A 16,142-nucleotide genomic window follows, 5' to 3' on the forward strand; every position below is an offset into this window, starting at 1 on the left:
ATTGCGAGGGAGTCAGTACTGTCCGAGCGCGAGGCCCTTGGCGAAGAACCTCTGGGTGCAGAGGAACAGGATCACGGTGGGCAGGGAGACGAGCACGGCCGCCGCGAGCACGACCGACATCTGCGCGCCGCCGTATGTGCTCTGCATGCCGGACAGGGTCGTGATGATCGGGCGGATGTCGTCGGACTGGCTGAGCGTGAGGCCGAGCAGCAGGTCGTTCCACACGAACGTCGCCTGGAGGATAAAGATCGCGACCAGCGCGCTCGACGCCATCGGCAGATAGAGGCGCGTGAAGATGCGCCACGTGGTCGCACCGTCGAGCACCGCCGCCTCGAACACGTTGTGCGCGACCCCGGTGAAGAAGTTGCGCATCACGAACGCCGAGAACGGGATCGAGATCACGGTGTAGACGATCACCATGCCCACGCGGGTGTCGAACAGACCGACGCGCGAGTACGCGTCGAACAGCGGGAGCAGCACCATCTGCAGAGGGAAGACCGTGCCGCCGAAGATGATCACGAACCACAGGAACCCGCGCTTCAGCCGCAGGGCCACGATCGCGAACCCGGCCGCCGCCCCCACGAGCACGGCGATGATCGGCGACACGACCGAGTAGATGAGTGTGCTGAGGATGCTGTCGCCGAGCCCCGACAGCGTGAACGCGTCGGAGAAGTTCTCGAACAGGTGGAAGTCGGTGGGGATCCACGACTCCTTCGACGTGAACGTCGTCGGGTCCTTCATCGCGTTGACGACGAGGAGGTATGCGGGCAGCAGCCAGACGATCCCGAGGATGACGAGGACGGCTGTCCTGATGGCTTTCGACATGCTCACATCTCCTTCTTCGGCGAGAGCTGCTGGCGCAGGTACAGCACCGAGGCGACCAGCGTGATGACGGTGAGGAACACCGCGATCGCCGAGCCGAGACCGTAGTCGCTGTTCACGAAGGTCTCCTTGTACATCGTCAGCGCGAGGGTCTCCGAGACGGTGCCCGGTCCGCCCTTCGTCATGCCCCAGACGATGTCGAAGGTCTTGAGGCTCGCGACGATCGAGAGCCCGACGACGACGGCGGTGAGCGGGCGGAGCATCGGCCACAGGATGCTGGTGAAGAGGCGGATGCCGCCGGCGCCGTCGATCCGCGCCGCCTCCAGCGGCTCCTTCGGGATCGCCTGCAGGCCGATCGTGAACAGCAGCGCGTTCACGCCGACGCCCTGCCACGACGAGGCGAAGATCATGACGATCGTGTTGAGCGGAGCATCCAAGAGCCAGCGCGGCGGATCGAGGATGCCGAAAGCCGCGAGCGCCTGGTCGAGCGCGCCGCCGGACGACAGGATGAACGACCACACCACGCCCACGCCGATGCCGGACAGGGCGTAGGGGATGAGGAAGGGAAGGCGCAGCCAGATGCCGCCGCGGAGGTTCCAGGTCAGGAGCGCGATCGTGAGACCGATGCCCACCGGAATGATCAGCGTGCCGACCACCCACAGCACGGTGTTCAGTGCCGATCCGACGAAGTCGCCGTCGGTGAACATCTCGACGTAGTTGTCGAGGCCGATCCAGTCGGGGCTCCCCAGACCGTTGTAGTCCGTGAAGCTGAGGAACACCGTCCACAGCAGCGGGAGGTAGAGCAGGATCGCGACGAGGAACACGCCCGGGGCGATGAAGCCCCGGGCGGACCACTGATACGGCGTCTTCTGGTGCGCCATCGGCGTGACTACTCCTGCTCTGCCCAGTACTTGTCAGCCGTCGCCTGGATCTTCTCGAGGTACGGCATCGGGTCGCCGGGGTTGGCGTTGAAGGCGCCGAACTGCTCGATCGCTGTCGTCACGATCTCGGTCGGCATGGCCTCGAAGAACCGGTCGTAGAGCGAGTATCCGTCGCCGGCGATCTGCTCGCCGATCTCGGCCAGTGCCGGGTCGGACACCTCGGCCTTCGGGTTGAACGCGACGTCGCCGTGCGCGTCGTTCCAGGCGGTCTGCGCGTCGGGCGACATCCACCACTCGGCGTAGGCGAGACCGAGGTCGCGCTGCTTCGAGTTCTCGGCGGTGCACAGCGGACCGGATTCGACGGCCACCGGAATGGTCTCGAGGTCGCTGTTCACCGCAGGGATCGCGAACATGCCGTAGTCGTCGCTGGTCATTCCGGCGCCGGCGAGGTTGCCCGCGAAGAACGTGCCGAAGTTGATCATCGCGTAGTCGCCCTGCTTCAGGCCGACGGCGGGGTCGGTCGTGCTGCCCGCGTCGCTGAACCAGCCGTCCTCGTGCTCATCGCGCCAGACGTTCATGATGTCGACGATCTCGGGGTCGGTGTACTTCACCTCGCCGGTGGTGAGGCCCTCGTACAGGTCGGGGTCGGTCGAGGCGACCAGGTGCTGGAACCACTGGAAGGTGAAGAGCACGCTGGTCTGGTAGTACGGCGTGACTCCGGCGCCCTTGAGGGTCGCTGCCGCGTCGTTCAGCTCGTCCCACGTGGTCGGGACCTCGACGCCGTTGTCGGCGAACGCGGCCTTGTTGTAGAACATGATCCAGTAGGCGATGTTCATCGGCACGCAGTACTGCTTGTCGTCGTAGGTGTAGCTGTCGCGCAGGTCCTCGCTCACCCAGCCCTCGTCGACGGCCTTCTTCCAGATGTCGGTGGTCTCGGCGACCAGGCCCTCGTCGACCAGCTGCTTGAGCGAGTCGCCGGTGTGCCAGGTGAAGAGTCCGGGCGACTTGGCCGTGCGGAACGACTGCTTGATGAAGGCGTCGTATTGGTTGGCGTCGGAGTATCCGGTCGTCTTCAGCGTGATGTCGGCCGCTTCGCCGCTCGTCGTGTTGAGCGATTCGAAGTCGGGCTTCCACGCGGCCTTGTCGGTGTAGAAGTCGAGCGTGCCGGTGACCTCGCCGGAGCCGGCATCCCCTCCGCCGCCGGAGCAGCCGGCGAGGGCGAGCCCGCCGATGATGAGACCGGCCAGGCTGGCGGCGATCTTGCGTCGCGCGTTCATGCAGAACTCCCTTGTTCGTTGAGCGGTGTTCGTCGATGTGCTGTGTGTTCAGTTGTCGCTCGTACGCGAGCCGCGCACGTAGGCCTTGACGGTCGCGAAGCGGGTGCTCTGCGAGTGCTCGGTGCGTTCGATCCGGTACGCGCCGACGGCGGCCGGGACGATGAAGGTCTCGGCGTAGTGGATGACGAAGGGCTCGAAGGCGCCGGTCGGGCTGACGACGCGCACCTCGTCTCCCTCGACCAGGTTGAGCACGTTGACCGTGCCGTCGGTGTCGTGGTCTGCGCCCTTGGTGAACCAGTGGCGGCGCACCTCGATGAACTCGAGTTCGTGGAGTCCGGTGCTCTCCTCGGTCACGTCGTCGTCCGCGCGGATGGTCTCGACCTGACCGACGAGGTTGTCGGTGACCCAGTCGGTGTCGCGGTCCCACTGGATGTTGCGCGCGCCGTGGTCGAGGTGCACCGGTCGGGGGATGCCGTCGAGGCCGACGCGGCCCCAGTCCCAGAGCTTGAACGTGAAGATGAACGGCGTCGCCGAGATCTCCAGCACCATCGAGTTCGCACCCGAGCAGTGCACGGTTCCCGCGGGGATCGCGAAGTGGTCGTGTTTCTTGGCCGGGAACGCGTTGATGTACTTCTCGGCGGGGAACGGATGGTCGCCGTCCTGCGCGGTGGCGAGGTCCTGCAGCATCCCGCGTCGGTCGATGCCCTCTTTCGTGCCGAGGTACACGACGGCGTCGTCGCCGACGTCGAGCATGTAGTAGCTCTCGTCCTGCGTGTAGTGCATGCCGAAGGTGTTCTGGATGTAGTCGGTCAGCGGGTGCACCTGCAGGCTGAGGTTGCCGCCGTCCATCGTGTCGAGGAAGTCGAAGCGGATCGGGAACTCGGCGCCGAAGCGCGCGTACGTCTTCGCGCCGAGCAGGTCGACCGGGCGGCTGAAGACGAGGTCGAGCGCCGGGATCTCGATGACCCCGCCCTCGCCCTCGAGCAGCAGCGAGTTCTCCTCGGGCACGCAGTCGAAGCACCAGGCGTAGTTGTCCTTCGACGGGTCGAGCCCGATGAGGTTCTTCATCCACTGCCCGCCCCAGACCCCGGGGTCGAAGAACGGCACGACGCGCAGGGGCCGGGTCGCGGCATCCTTCAGCGCCTGGCGGAACGCGGCGCCCGAGATCATGCCGGCATCCGGAGAGTCGGCGTGCGGCTCGGCCGGGGCGATCGCGTTGCCGTCGAGCACGAAGTCGAGGGTGTCGAAGAGTTCGCGCTTGTGGCGGTCGGCGACCCGCCACTCGACGAAGAAGCCGCGCTTGTACTTGCGCAGGTTGTCTTCGCCCGGGTTGTCGGCGCGCCAGTTGGTGGCGCCCTTGCGCTGGCGCAGCTGGATCTCCCAGCGCGCCATGTCGACCAGGACGGATGCTGCGGGGCCGTCGAGCCGCGATTCGACGAGGGCGGCGCCCCAGCCGATGACGACGGTGGGGTTCTCGGCGATGCCACGAGAGAGGGCGTCGAGCTTGGCGGAGTCGTAGAAGTCGGCGAGGGCGAAGTGGCTCATGATGCCGAAGACGCGGTCGTCGGTGAGGTTCGGGGCGATCAGCTGCTCGACCTCGGCAACAGGGCGGGCGGCGGTCTCGACATCGACCACGGTCCACTCCGGCAGCGCCGCGCGCACCTGCGCGGTGAGAGCCGGGACGTCGACGCCCGGGTAGGTGTCGACGAGCACGACGGGGGCGGTGCCCGTGACGCGGGCGCGCACCTCGGCGACCTCGGCGGCTTCGAGCCAGCCCGCGTCGCCGCGGAGGATTCGCTCCCCGTCGGGAAGCGCGATCGTGGGCTGCGTGTCGTAGCGACCCCGGGTGGTGTGCCCTTCGTGCATGTTGCTGATCGGGGTGGTCACTGATCCTCCTGGTGGGGGTGAGCGGCGGTGGCTGCGCGAGCGAGCACGCTCAATCCGCGGACGACGGAGAGTTCGGGCTCGGGCGGCACGAGGAAGCGCGGGGCGGTCATCGAGGGCCAGAGGTGAGCCCGCACGTCGTGCTCGATCGGCACCCCGACGGCGTCGCCGGCGCGCAGGATGCCGCCGGAGAGGATCACGACGGCCGGATCGTAGGAGTGCACGAGGGTCGTGACGACCGCGCCCCACACGTGCAGGAACCGGTCGCGGACCTCGGCGTGCGTGTCGTCGGCGAAGACGTCGGCCATGGTGACCTCTCGGTCGTTGAGCGAGCGAAGCGAGACGAATCGCGCTGAGCTCGTCCCAGCGCCGCCCAGGGCCCAGGCACTCGCCAGCGCCTCCCCGCATCCGACGTTCCCGCAGGGGCATTCCGGCCCGTCGAGATCGACCGTCACGTGCCCGCCGAGGATGCCGGCGTGCCCGGTGCGACCGCGCAGCGGGATGCCGTCGATCATCGCGGCCGTGCCGATGCCGGTGCCGAGGGTCACCAGCACCGCGTCGCGCTCGCCGGCGGCGCTCCCGGTCGACGTCTCGCCGACCAGGGCAGCACGGGCGTCGTTCTCGACGATGGCCGGGAGCCCGAACTCGCGGAGCGACCAGCCGTTGAGGTCGAAGTCGCGGAGGTGGTCGTACTTGGCGTTGGCATGCCGCATCCGTCCGGTGGCCGGGTCGACGACTCCGGGTACCGCGATGCCGACAGCATCCGCCCCTCTGCCGGCGCCGGCGAGAAGGCGACGCGCCTCGTCGGCTGCGCGCGCGAGATCGCCTGCACCGCCGAGGACCGGGATGCTGCCGGAGATCAGAACGCGCGCATCGTCGATGACCGCGAGCTTGATCTCGGTGCCCCCGAAATCGATGCACAGCTCCATCGCCTGTCCTCCTCGTTGAATGTTGGTAACGTTATCAACGGGTTTACGCGACTGTCAACACCCTTCGCACGCATCTGCTCCGGGCGTCATGCCGTGCTCTTCGCAAGGAGATATGCGCGTCAGAAGGACGGATGCCGCGACGTCGGCCTTGCCGCACGTACAAGTCCTTGGCAGGCGCACGCCGCCGGCCGCCAGGCAGTGGCCACGCGTGGAGGACGCGGAACGGCGAGCGGTCTCAGCGCACGTCGAGGCGTAGCGACACCGGCAGCTCGATCTCCCGCGCCGGCGCGTCACTCTGGCCTCCGTCGAGCCGGTCGAGCAGCAGCCGTGCGGCGGTGCGGCCGAGTTCGCGCGGGTCGTGGTCGATCACACTGATCGGCACGGGAGAGAGTTCGGCGAGTTCGAAGTCGTCGAAGCTCATCAGCTCGGGGAACTCCGCCGCGGTCCGCCGCCCGGTGCCGAGCTGGTGGCTGATCTCCTTGAGCGCGCCGATGGCGTTGCGGTTGTTGGCGCAGAAGATCGCGGTCGGCGGGTTCTCGGTGCGGAGCAGCGCGCGGGTGGCTTCGCGGGCCTGCTCGACGGTCTGCTGGTTCGCGGAGATGAGCCGCGGATCGACGGTCAGGCCGCGCTCCTCGAGTGCGCGGACGAACCCGGCATGACGACGCACGCCCGTGAAGATCGAGAGCGTGTTCCCGAGGTAGCCGATGCGCGTGTGGCCGCGATCGATGAGGGCCGTGGTTCCGCGGAAGGCGCCGTCGTCGTCGGCGAGCACGACGCTGTCGGCGGCGAGGCCGTCGATGCGGCGGGACGCGAGCACGACGGGCACGCCCTGGCTCTGCGAACTCGCCAGATGGGCGGATGCCGTCCCGGCCGGAACTACGATCAGCCCGTCGACGCGACGACCGAGGAAGTCGCCGACGAGCGCCGCCTCCCGCGCAGCATCCTCAGAGGTGTTCCCGAGGAGGATCCGTCGGCCGGCGAGTGCGGCCTCCTCTTCGACGCCGAGCGCGAACGTGCTGTAGTACGGGTTCGCGATGTTGGTGATCGCGACGCCGATGAGTCCGCTGCTGTGGCCAGGACGGATGCTGCGGGCGTTCTCGTTGCGGTGGTAGCCGAGTTCTGCGACGGCGATGAGCACGCGCTCCTGCACGTCGGGCTTGACGTTGAGGCCCCCGGAGAGGGTGCGGGACACGGTCATCGGGCTGACGCCCGCGCGCAGTGCGACCTCTCTGACGGTCGGCCGATGCGCTCTCTCGCTCATGTCAGGGAACGTTACCAGCGCGCCTCCTCCCTGCTCCCGTGGGAGCGGAAGAGGCGGGGTGGGGAGGGGGCGGCGTCACGGGCGGAAACCTGGGATGCGGCGGGGGCGGGGCGTCGTAGATTGAGAGGACCGGATGTGTGAGGCCGGATGTGTGAGGAGAGTCCCGTGGTCGACAACTGTTCCTGTCCCGTCGGCTGAACGACGGAATGACGCCATGACCGACGACCGCGCCGCCCATCCGTTCGACGCCCGCACGCGGGTGCACCTCGACCGGCCGCAGAGCCGCAAGTGGAGCCTGCACCCCGGTCGGATCGGGGCGTGGGTCGCGGAGATGGACTTCGGTGTCGCGCCCGAGATCGCCGAGGCCATGCACCGGGCGATCGAAGAGGAGAACCTGGGCTACCTCTCGCCGTCGCTGGCGAGCGAGCTCGGTGAGGCGACGGCCGGGTGGATGGCGGACGAGTACGACTGGACGATCGACCCCGAGCGCGTGCATCCGGTCTCCGACGTCATGGCGGTCCTCGGGGTCGCCGTACAGGAGTACGCACCGGCGGGATCGCCGGTGATCGTGCCGACTCCGGCCTATATGCCGTTCCTGACATATCTGCCCACGATCGGCCACCCGGTCATCGAGGTGCCCGGTCTCGAGGTCGACGGTCGCTGGCAGCACGACCTGCAGCGCATCGACGACGCGTTCGCCGCGGGTGCTCGTACCCTCGTGCTCTGCAATCCGCACAACCCCACCGGCACCATCGCCGAGCGCGAAGAGCTCGAGGCCATCGCCGCCATCGTCGAACGGAATGGCGGGCGCGTCTTCGCCGACGAGATCCACGCGCCGCTGCGCTACGACGGCCGTCCGTTCGTGCCCTACGCCTCGGTGTCGGAGGCGACGGCCGCGCACACGGTCACCGGCACCAGCGCATCGAAGGCGTGGAACATCCCGGGCCTGAAGACCGCGCAGCTGATCACCTCGAACGATGCGGATCAGGAGCTCTACAAGCGCTTCGGGTTCGCGGTGCAGCACGGCGCCTCGACCCTCGGCGTGGTCGCCTCGACCGCCGCCTATCGGCACGGCCGCCCCTGGCTCGCCGGGGTCACTGAGTATCTGGACGGCTCACGCCGCGCCCTCGGCGACCTGGTCGCCACGCACCTCCCCGGCGCCGTCTACCGCGTTCCCGAGGCGACCTACATCGGCTGGATCGACACCCGCGCACTCGACATCGACGGCCCGCCCGCCGCGTTCTTCCGGGAGCAGGCCGGGGTCGTGCTGACCGAGGGGCGCCTGCTCGGACACGGATCCGAAGGCTTCGTGCGGGTCGTCTTCGCGACGCCACGCCCGATCCTCGCGGAGGCGTTGGAAGCGATGGGGGATGCTGTGGCGCGCGCTCGCGCGTAACCACGAACCGGACGGTCGACGGAAGGCCTGTCAAGGGTGTTCTGCATGTCCGACGCCTGTCCTAGAAATGAGGGCATGACGACAGGTGCCCCCGCGACCTCTGACGAAGCCCCCGAGACGAACATGCTGCTGCAGGCATGCGTCAACGGCGCCCGTGACGTGGCGCAGCATCCGTGGTTGAGCATCGATCCCGCGGTCGTCGCAGACGATGCTGCCCGGGCCATCGGAGCGGGTGCGCACGAGATCCATGTGCATCCGAAGAACGATCGCGGCAGCGACAGCGTCGCCGCCGAAGACGTGGCGCGATGGGTGCGGGCCGTGCGCGCCGCCTGCCCGGACGTGCCGGTGGGCGTGACGACGGGAGCCTGGGCCGAGCCCGACGTCGAGCATCGTCTCGCGGCGATCGCCGCGTGGACGGAGCTTCCCGACTTTGCATCCGTCAACTGGCATGAAGCCGGTGCCGACGAGGTGGCCGCGCTGCTGCGGAGCCGCGGCGTCGGTGTCGAGGCGGGAATCTGGGATGCCTCGGGCCTCGAGGCCTGGCGGCGTTCGCCCGAGCGGGGCACCTGCCTGCGGATCCTCATCGAGCTGCCCGACGAAGCCGCCGACGTCGTGTGCGGCCACGCCGAGGGTCTCATCGCGCACGTCGCCGCCGAGGAGCCGGACATCCCGATCCTGCTGCACGGCGAGGAGGACTCGGCGTGGCCGGCGTTCGAACTGGCCGTCGAGTGGGGACTCGACGCCCGCGTCGGGCTCGAAGACGGCCTGGCCCTGCCCGACGGGCGTCCAGCATCCGACAACGCCGCCCTGATGCGGGCGGCCGTGCGATTGATGAGCGGCCGATGACCGAGATCCGCCCGTTCCGCATCGACTATCCGCGGGCGCAGTGGGACGACCTGCGCGACCGCCTGGCGCGCACTCGATGGCCGGATGCCGAGACTGTCGGCGACTGGTCGCAGGGGCTCCCGCTGTCGGTGGCCCGCGACATGTGCGCGTACTGGCAGGACGGCTACGACTGGCGTGCGCGGGAGGAACAGCTCAATTCGTTCCCGCAGTTCACGACCGAGGTCGACGGCCTCGACCTCCATTTCGTGCACGTCCGTTCGTCGCATGCCGAGGCGACGCCGCTCGTCCTCACCCACGGCTGGCCGGGCTCGTTCGTGGAGTTCCTGAAGCTGATCGGTCCGCTGACCGAACCTGAGGCGCACGGGCTCTCCGGCGGCCCGGCATTCCACGTGGTCGTTCCGTCGCTCCCCGGATACGCCTTCAGCGGCAAGCCGACCGAGACCGGGTGGGGCGTCGATCGCATCGCCCGCGCCTGGGCCGTGTTGATGGATCGCCTCGGGTACGGCCGGTTCGGCGCCGCCGGCAGCGACTGGGGGACGAGTGTCAGCGCCAGCCTCGGCCGGCAGTTCCCTGACCGGATTATCGGGCTGCAGCTGATCCCGCCGCTCGCCGCCCCCGACCCGGCGACCCTCGACAGCCTCACGAGCTTCGAGAAGGCGGCGCTCGACGACCTCGAGCGGGCGAACGCGACCGAATCCGGCTACTCGGCCATGCACTCCCACAAACCGCAGACGATCGGCTACGCGCTCGTCGACTCGCCCGTCGCGCTCTGCACCTGGATCCTCGAGAAGTTCTGGGCCTGGACCGACAACGACGGCGACCTGCACTCGGTGATCGGCCGCGACGAGTTCCTCGACAACCTCATGACGTACTGGATGACCGGGTCGGGAGCATCCGCCGCCCGCCTGTACTGGGAGAGCTTCCCCGACATCTGGGCCCTCTTCAACACGGATGTCGTCGACCGCATCGAGGTGCCTGTCGGAGCATCGATCTTCCCCGCCGAGAACCCGCGACCCTCGCGGCGATGGGCGGAGCGTCGCTTCACCGACATCCGGCAGTGGCACGAACTCGACCGCGGTGGCCACTTCGCGTCGTTCGAGCAGCCCGCGACGGTGGCCGCGGAACTCCGGGAGTTCTTCGGCGGCCTGCGCGAGGGCGCGCCCCGCGCCCTGGAAGCATGAGGAATCCACACTCGATCGATGACCGGTGCTCTGCCGCTCTTCTCCGCCCCGTCCGAGACTGGGACGCCCGGACCGGGCCGTCTGCGCAGCTGGAGGCGTAGCATCGCCTCCAGGTGCGCATTTCCCGCGCCGACGGCCTCGGCCGGTCACGGAAGCATCCGGAGGAGAGCAATGCAACTGGCGATGGTCGGACTCGGACGAATGGGTGCGAACATCGTTCGCAGGCTGATGCGCGATGGCCACGAATGCGTGGTCTACGACGTGAATCCGGATGCCGTGCAGGCACTGGTCGCGGAGGGCGCGGTGGGTGCCGACGACATGGCCGACCTGGCCGCGAAGCTGCAGGCGCCGCGTGCGGTGTGGATGATGGTGCCGGCCTCCCTCACGGGCAAGGTCGCCGACGACGTGGCGGCGGTGCTCGAACCCGGTGACACGCTCATCGACGGCGGCAACTCGAACTACCGCGACGACGTGCGCCGCGCGGCGGCCTTCCGCGAGAAGGGCATCGACTACATCGACGTAGGCACGAGCGGTGGCGTCTTCGGCCTCGAGCGCGGCTACTGCCTCATGGTCGGCGGACCGGATGCTGCGGTGCAGCGCCTCGAGCCGATCTTCCGCACGGTCGCGCCGGGTGCGGGCGAGATCGAGCGCACGCCCGGACGCACCGGCGACTTCTCGCCGGAGGAGCAGGGGTACCTGCACTGCGGGCCATCGGGCGCCGGGCACTTCGTGAAGATGGTGCACAACGGCATCGAATACGGGATCATGGCGGCGCTCGCCGAGGGCCTCAACCTGCTCGACAATGCGGATGCCGGGATCCGCGAGGCGCAGCATTCCGCCGAGATCGCCCCGCTGGAAGAGCCGGAGTTCTACCAGTTCCCGATCGACACGGGCAAGGTGTCGGAGCTGTGGCGCCGTGGATCGGTCGTCTCGTCGTGGCTGCTCGACCTCACGGCTGCGGCGCTGAACGAGAACCCGACGCTCGACGGCCTCGCCGGACGCGTGTCCGACTCGGGCGAGGGCCGCTGGACGGTCAAGGCCGCGGTCGACGTGGGTGTGCCGGTGCCGGTGCTCGCAGCATCCCTCTTCGAGCGTTTCGCCTCCCGCGGCGAAGACCACTTCGCGAACCAGGTGCTGTCGGCCATGCGGTTGCAGTTCGGCGGGCACCAGGAGCTGCCGGCCGGCGACGTGCTCGAGGCCGGAAGCCGGCGGGCGGAATCCGGCGACAGCTGAGGGTTGCGGGCCGACGAAACGCGGAAGGCACGACGTTTCGCGGACTCATCCGCGCGGACGGGCCCGCGAAACGTCACGACCTCCGCGAATCGTCGGGGCTCTCGACGCCGGGCCCTACATACTTGCACAGTCCTATATAGGTGTGGTCCACTAGGGTCATGCAGCTACGGCACGCGATCCTCGGCCTCCTGGATGTGGCCCCGCAGAGCGGGTATGACCTGGGGCGCGCCTTCGAGCGATCTGTCGACCACTTCTGGCACGCCGATCAGTCGCAGATCTATCGGACGCTCGATCGGCTGGAGGCGGATGGTGCCATCGCGACCGAGACGATCCCTCAGCAGGGTCGGCCCGATCGTCGCGTGCATTCATTGACGGATGCCGGACGCGCCGAGCTCCACGAATGGCTCCGCTCTCCGCTGGAGGCTCTTCAGCCGAAGGAGCCGTTCCTCGCCCGGCTCTTCTTCGCCGAGCCGCTCGGGGTGGCGGGCGTGCTCGCATTGCTCGACGAACGCGAGGCGGCGATCCGGGCGGGGCTCGAGCAGCTGCGCGCGCTTCCCGTGGCGAGTGGTGACCTCGGTGCCGTGCTCCGGATGGCGACCCTCGACGCAGGGATCCAGCAGGGCGAGGCCGAGCTGCGCTGGCTGCAGTCGACCCGGCGCCGAGTCACTGCGGAAGAGGGTGCGCGATGAGCGACGGGTACCCGATCGAGCACGGTGAGCGTTCCGGGGAGTCGATCATCCTGCTGCACGGCGGCAACGTCGGCAACTGGATGTGGGAGCCGCAGGTCGAGGCTCTGCCCGAGCGCCACCTGATCACCCCCGATGTGGTCGGGTTCAACACGCGCGCTGCCGAGCCTTGGCCAGGTCTCGACGGCGCGGCCGACGACATCGCCGCGATCATCCGGGAGCGCGCCGTCGACGGCAGGGCGCATGTGGTCGGACTCTCGATGGGCGGCGTGATCGCCGTGCACCTGGCGGCGCGGCATCCGGACGTCATCCGCTCGTGCATGGTGACCGGGGCAATGATGACCGGCATCCGAGGACTGCAGCGCCGGCTGGCCGAACTGCAGCTTCGCGCGTGGGACCGTCGCTGGTTCTGGAAGGCGCAGGCCGCGCTGTTCCGGGTTCCCGCCGAGTCGCGCGAGCAGTTCATCGCCGCGGGCATTGGCGTGCGCAAGGAGACCGCGCTCGGGATGTATGGCGAGATCTTCGCCGGATCGATGCCGTCCGGTCGATTCGCCTATGCGGGTCCCCTACTCGCGATCGCCGGAGAGCGGGAGCCCAAGGATGTGCGAGCGGCGTTCGCTGCGCTGAGGCGGGCCCTGCCGCAGACCCGCACCTGGATCGCGCCCGGGATGCGTCATATCTGGAGCATCCAGGACCCGGATCTCTTCACGCAGACCATCATCGATTTCGTGGATCGCGACGTCGTTCCGACGCCGGGGCAGACGGTTCCCGCCGTTCACGGCTCCCCCTAATCTTGGACGCATGACGCAACGACTCGTTCCCGTTTCTGCCGTGGCCGCCGGGGTGCTGATGGCGACCTTCCAGCTCGCGCGCCCGTGGGGCGATGTCTCGGAGGAGCCGCAGGCGATGGCGGCGGCCTTCGCCGATCCGCGCTGGGTGTTCGCGCACCTCGCCGGTGCTGCCGCCTTCGTGATGCTGGCCGTGTTCGCGCAGTCCGTCGTGGCCGCGGGGCTTCGCGACCAGTCGGTGCGGCGGCGCTCGCCGGTCGCGCAGATCGCCAGTTACGGCACCGGGATCGGCGCGGCCTTCGTGCTCCTCTACTACGGCGCCGAGACGTTCGCCCTGCATGAGATCGGTCGCGCCGCGCTCGGCGGGGCCGACATCGACGTGGTCGCGCTGAGCGGCAGCATCCGCATGAATCTCGTGGCCGTGAGTCTCTTCGGCGTCGGGCTGCTGCTCGTGGCGGTCGCCATGATCTGCCTGGCGGTCGTGGCCGCGCGAGCCGGCGCTGCCGCGTGGGGAACCTGGCCGATGGCGGTGCTGGCGGCGCTCGCCCTTCCGCAATTCATGCTGCCGCCGGTCGGGCGCATGGCGTACGGGGTCGTGTTCCTGGTGGCGACCGTGCTGTTCGCCGTGGCGTGGACGCGGAGGGGTGTGCGCGCGTAGCGCCGCCCCGCGGCTACGCGGTCGGTCGAACTCCGTCGGCAGTGAGCTCGATGACCGTCGGTGGTTCGGTTGCGGCTTCCCGCACCGCGTCGAGCGAGGTCAGCCCGTCGAGGTATGAGCTCTGTCCGTCACCGAGAACCGGCAGGGAGAGAGTTCCGTCGTCGTCGATCGAGCCGATGAGAGTCTGGGCCCGTGCGAGCGCGTACTGCACGTCGTCGGAAGGATCCCGCTCTTCCAGGACCGCGAAGATGTGCCCGCCCTCGAACGCTTCCCGGACAATCTCCGCGTCGAACCCCGTGCCGATCGTCATGCCGAATTCGATCGTCGCGGGAAGGGCGGTGCCGAAGTCGTCGGCGACCTGGAGCGTCAGGATCATCACACGCCACTGCGCTCCGGGCGAGTCGAACGGGAGCTTCTCGATCTCCGAGATTCCCTCGTCGCCGATGTGAGCGCGGTAGCTCGCCCCCTCGGAAACGGCCACGACCGTCCCCTCGACGGCCGCGGCGTATGCCGATCGCGCGGCTGCGCCGTCCACCGAGAACTTCGTGTTCGGCAGGGCTTCGCTCAGGTGCTCGTCCCACCAGACGGCATCGACGTTGCTGATCCGTTCGGCGAGATGGGCGATCGTCTGATCGAAGGCGGTGTCGTCGGGGGTGGCGGCCTGATCGAGCGAGACCTCGTCGACGTACGCCGGTCCCTTCGTGCCGGCGTTCGATGGCTCAGCGGCCGCGCATCCGGCGAGCGCTCCGCCCGCAAGCACCGCCGCGAGCACGAAGATCGCGGTGGCAGGGCGGGTCTTCATGAGGAACTCGCATTCGATGAGGTCGGCACGCGAATCGAGAGAGCTGGACCCCGGCGTTCGCGTCTGGCAATCATCTCCTTCCGCGCGGCAGCGATCAAGAGAAAGGCGCCGTTGTGTCAGCGTATTCCCACGAACGCCGCCGCCGTCGCCGCTGTCATCGCGCGGCCGGCTCGTCCCCGTCCGTCTAACTCTGCGCGAGCTGGAGGGCCTTCTCGGTGAAGTAGGTCACTTCGCCGTCGGCATCCTCCACGCCGAAGACGAACTTGCCCGAGGGGGTGGCGCGCACGTCGATGACGTTGCCGCGTCCGCGGCTCGTGACGACGGCGGCTCCGGGGGTGAAGAGGGATTCGCTCATGCTCCGAGTATGCGGTGGGCGGTTTGCGTGCACATCCCCCGCAAGGCGGATGCCGGTCGTGCTAGTTTCTCGGGAGCGTCGCGTGTCGGTGGCAGGCTGTGTCAGACATGGAGGCGTGGGATCCGAAGGAGCACGACGATGAACACGTCGACCCCTTCGCCCTCGCGTGACTGAGGGCGAGAAGACCAGGATCGTCGCCTGGAGCATGGAACTGCGCAGCGTGCACGAGCGCCTACGCAAGGCGTTGGCGATCACGCAGGAAGCCGTCGCTTCCGGCGCGCCGCCGGGTCGTGATCTGCTGCTGTTCTGTCACGGCTTCTGCGCCGCGTTGACAGGGCATCACGAGGGCGAGGACCGGGAGCTGTTCCCGGCGATCGCGGCGGAGCATCCGGAATTGCGCGACACGCTGCGCAAGCTCGAGCAGGATCACTCGATGATCGGGCACCTCCTCGGCGGGTTGCAGGCCGCGGTCGATCAGGCGGCCGGACCGGAGGAGTTGGCCCGGCACCTCGAGGGCATCGCCGCGATCATGGAGAGCCACTTCCGTTTCGAGGAGCGGCAGCTGCTGCAGGTGCTCGAGACGCTGGCGCTGGATGCCGATCCGGGCAGGGTGTTCGGGCCGCTGTGATCAGCGCCGCCCAGCGTGGATCAGAAACGCCTCTCCCCGGGCCGGTGGAGAGGCGTTTCTGATCCAGCATCCGCCCCTGCCGCTAGAGCGACAGCCGGTACGAGGCCGATTCCCGCAGCTCGAAGCCCTCCGACCTGTAGAGCTCGTTCGCGGCGACGCGCGACGGCCGCGACGTGAGGTCGATGCTGCGCGCGCCGCGCGTGCGGGCAGCGTCGACGGCCGCGCGGGTCAGAGCCCGTCCGACGCCGTGACCGCGCGCGGATTCATCGACGACCACGTCCTCGATCCGCGACCGCAGGCCCGAGGGTGTCCGGTAGAAGATCAGCGAGAGCGTGCCGACCGCGGCGTCGTCCACGTACGCCAGGAACAGGGTCGTGTCCGCGGCGACGATCTCCTCGAGGTCGCCGATCTCCAGTGGCTTCGCCGTCGATGACAGTTGCGGCAACAGCTGATTCAGCGCGGTGAGGGCTGCGTCGTCGGCGGCGAGAACTCCGGTGATCCGAACCATGCGGTTC

General features: G+C 68.7%; 17 protein-coding genes. 8 read left to right on the forward strand and 9 right to left on the reverse strand.

Translation table 11 applies throughout. The annotated features are described in order from the left end of the window. Positions 1-12: 12 nt before the first annotated feature. The 6 genes from V5D55_RS07175 to V5D55_RS07200 all read right to left on the reverse strand — a co-directional run bounded on the left by V5D55_RS07175 (position 13) and on the right by V5D55_RS07200 (position 7,054). Entirely contained in the window at positions 13-825 is an 813-nt protein-coding gene (locus V5D55_RS07175; protein ID WP_435748701.1) for a carbohydrate ABC transporter permease, read from the reverse strand. A gap of 2 nt (positions 826-827) precedes the next feature. Beyond that, positions 828-1,703: a carbohydrate ABC transporter permease gene (locus V5D55_RS07180; RefSeq protein ID WP_435748702.1), complete on the reverse strand. Its 876-nt coding sequence runs from the start codon at positions 1,701-1,703 to the stop codon at positions 828-830. An 8-nt stretch (positions 1,704-1,711) separates the two neighbouring features. After that, positions 1,712-2,980: an ABC transporter substrate-binding protein gene (locus tag V5D55_RS07185; protein WP_435748703.1), complete on the reverse strand. Its 1,269-nt coding sequence runs from the start codon at positions 2,978-2,980 to the stop codon at positions 1,712-1,714. A 48-nt stretch (positions 2,981-3,028) separates the two neighbouring features. Continuing rightward, positions 3,029-4,867 (reverse strand): class I mannose-6-phosphate isomerase, encoded by a 1,839-nt coding sequence (locus V5D55_RS07190; RefSeq protein WP_435748704.1) that lies wholly within the window; start codon positions 4,865-4,867, stop codon positions 3,029-3,031. Further along, positions 4,864-5,793: an ROK family protein gene (locus V5D55_RS07195; protein ID WP_435748705.1), complete on the reverse strand. Its 930-nt coding sequence runs from the start codon at positions 5,791-5,793 to the stop codon at positions 4,864-4,866. The genes V5D55_RS07190 and V5D55_RS07195 overlap by 4 nt, the downstream gene beginning before the upstream one ends. A 235-nt stretch (positions 5,794-6,028) precedes the next feature. Further along, entirely contained in the window at positions 6,029-7,054 is a 1,026-nt protein-coding gene (locus tag V5D55_RS07200) for a LacI family DNA-binding transcriptional regulator (protein WP_435748706.1), read from the reverse strand. A gap of 214 nt (positions 7,055-7,268) precedes the next feature. On the opposite strand from V5D55_RS07200, the gene V5D55_RS07205 reads away from it, so the two are divergent. The 7 genes from V5D55_RS07205 (at position 7,269) to V5D55_RS07235 (ending at position 13,842) form a co-directional block, all read left to right on the forward strand. After that, positions 7,269-8,450 (forward strand): MalY/PatB family protein, encoded by a 1,182-nt coding sequence (locus tag V5D55_RS07205; RefSeq protein ID WP_435748707.1) that lies wholly within the window; start codon positions 7,269-7,271, stop codon positions 8,448-8,450. Between the two features lie 75 nt (positions 8,451-8,525). Then, positions 8,526-9,296 carry a 3-keto-5-aminohexanoate cleavage protein gene (locus V5D55_RS07210; protein ID WP_435748708.1) on the forward strand — a complete coding sequence of 257 codons (771 nt, stop codon included), beginning with the start codon at positions 8,526-8,528 and terminating at the stop codon, positions 9,294-9,296. Then, positions 9,293-10,477 (forward strand): epoxide hydrolase family protein, encoded by a 1,185-nt coding sequence (locus V5D55_RS07215; protein WP_435748709.1) that lies wholly within the window; start codon positions 9,293-9,295, stop codon positions 10,475-10,477. Before V5D55_RS07210 ends, V5D55_RS07215 begins: the two co-directional genes overlap by 4 nt. Before the next feature lie 171 nt (positions 10,478-10,648). Continuing rightward, positions 10,649-11,710, forward strand: coding sequence for a phosphogluconate dehydrogenase (NAD(+)-dependent, decarboxylating) (gene gnd / locus V5D55_RS07220; protein ID WP_435748710.1), 1,062 nt, complete (start codon positions 10,649-10,651; stop codon positions 11,708-11,710). A 158-nt stretch (positions 11,711-11,868) separates the two neighbouring features. Next, positions 11,869-12,399, forward strand: a complete 531-nt coding sequence (locus V5D55_RS07225; protein ID WP_435748711.1) for a PadR family transcriptional regulator — start codon at positions 11,869-11,871, stop codon at positions 12,397-12,399. After that, positions 12,396-13,187 (forward strand): alpha/beta fold hydrolase, encoded by a 792-nt coding sequence (locus tag V5D55_RS07230; RefSeq protein ID WP_435748713.1) that lies wholly within the window; start codon positions 12,396-12,398, stop codon positions 13,185-13,187. The genes V5D55_RS07225 and V5D55_RS07230 overlap by 4 nt, the downstream gene beginning before the upstream one ends. Positions 13,188-13,197: 10 nt before the next feature. Beyond that, complete coding sequence (locus V5D55_RS07235; protein ID WP_435748714.1) at positions 13,198-13,842, forward strand: hypothetical protein; 645 nt, start codon at positions 13,198-13,200, stop codon at positions 13,840-13,842. A 13-nt stretch (positions 13,843-13,855) separates the two neighbouring features. On the opposite strand, the gene V5D55_RS07240 is transcribed toward V5D55_RS07235, so the two are convergent. Beyond that, complete coding sequence (locus tag V5D55_RS07240; protein WP_435748716.1) at positions 13,856-14,644, reverse strand: hypothetical protein; 789 nt, start codon at positions 14,642-14,644, stop codon at positions 13,856-13,858. Positions 14,645-14,828: 184 nt separating this feature from the next. After that, a complete protein-coding gene (locus V5D55_RS07245; protein WP_435748717.1) occupies positions 14,829-14,999 on the reverse strand; it encodes a hypothetical protein in 171 nt (56 codons plus the stop codon). Positions 15,000-15,165: 166 nt separating this feature from the next. On the opposite strand from V5D55_RS07245, the gene V5D55_RS07250 reads away from it, so the two are divergent. Next, complete coding sequence (locus tag V5D55_RS07250; protein WP_435748718.1) at positions 15,166-15,627, forward strand: hemerythrin domain-containing protein; 462 nt, start codon at positions 15,166-15,168, stop codon at positions 15,625-15,627. An 82-nt stretch (positions 15,628-15,709) separates the two neighbouring features. Here the strand turns inward: V5D55_RS07250 and V5D55_RS07255 are convergent, their stop codons facing one another. Next, positions 15,710-16,135, reverse strand: a complete 426-nt coding sequence (locus tag V5D55_RS07255; protein WP_435748719.1) for a GNAT family N-acetyltransferase — start codon at positions 16,133-16,135, stop codon at positions 15,710-15,712. Positions 16,136-16,142: the final 7 nt, after the last annotated feature.

Source organism: Microbacterium sp. PMB16, from assembly GCF_051294855.1.
Taxonomy (GTDB): domain Bacteria; phylum Actinomycetota; class Actinomycetes; order Actinomycetales; family Microbacteriaceae; genus Microbacterium.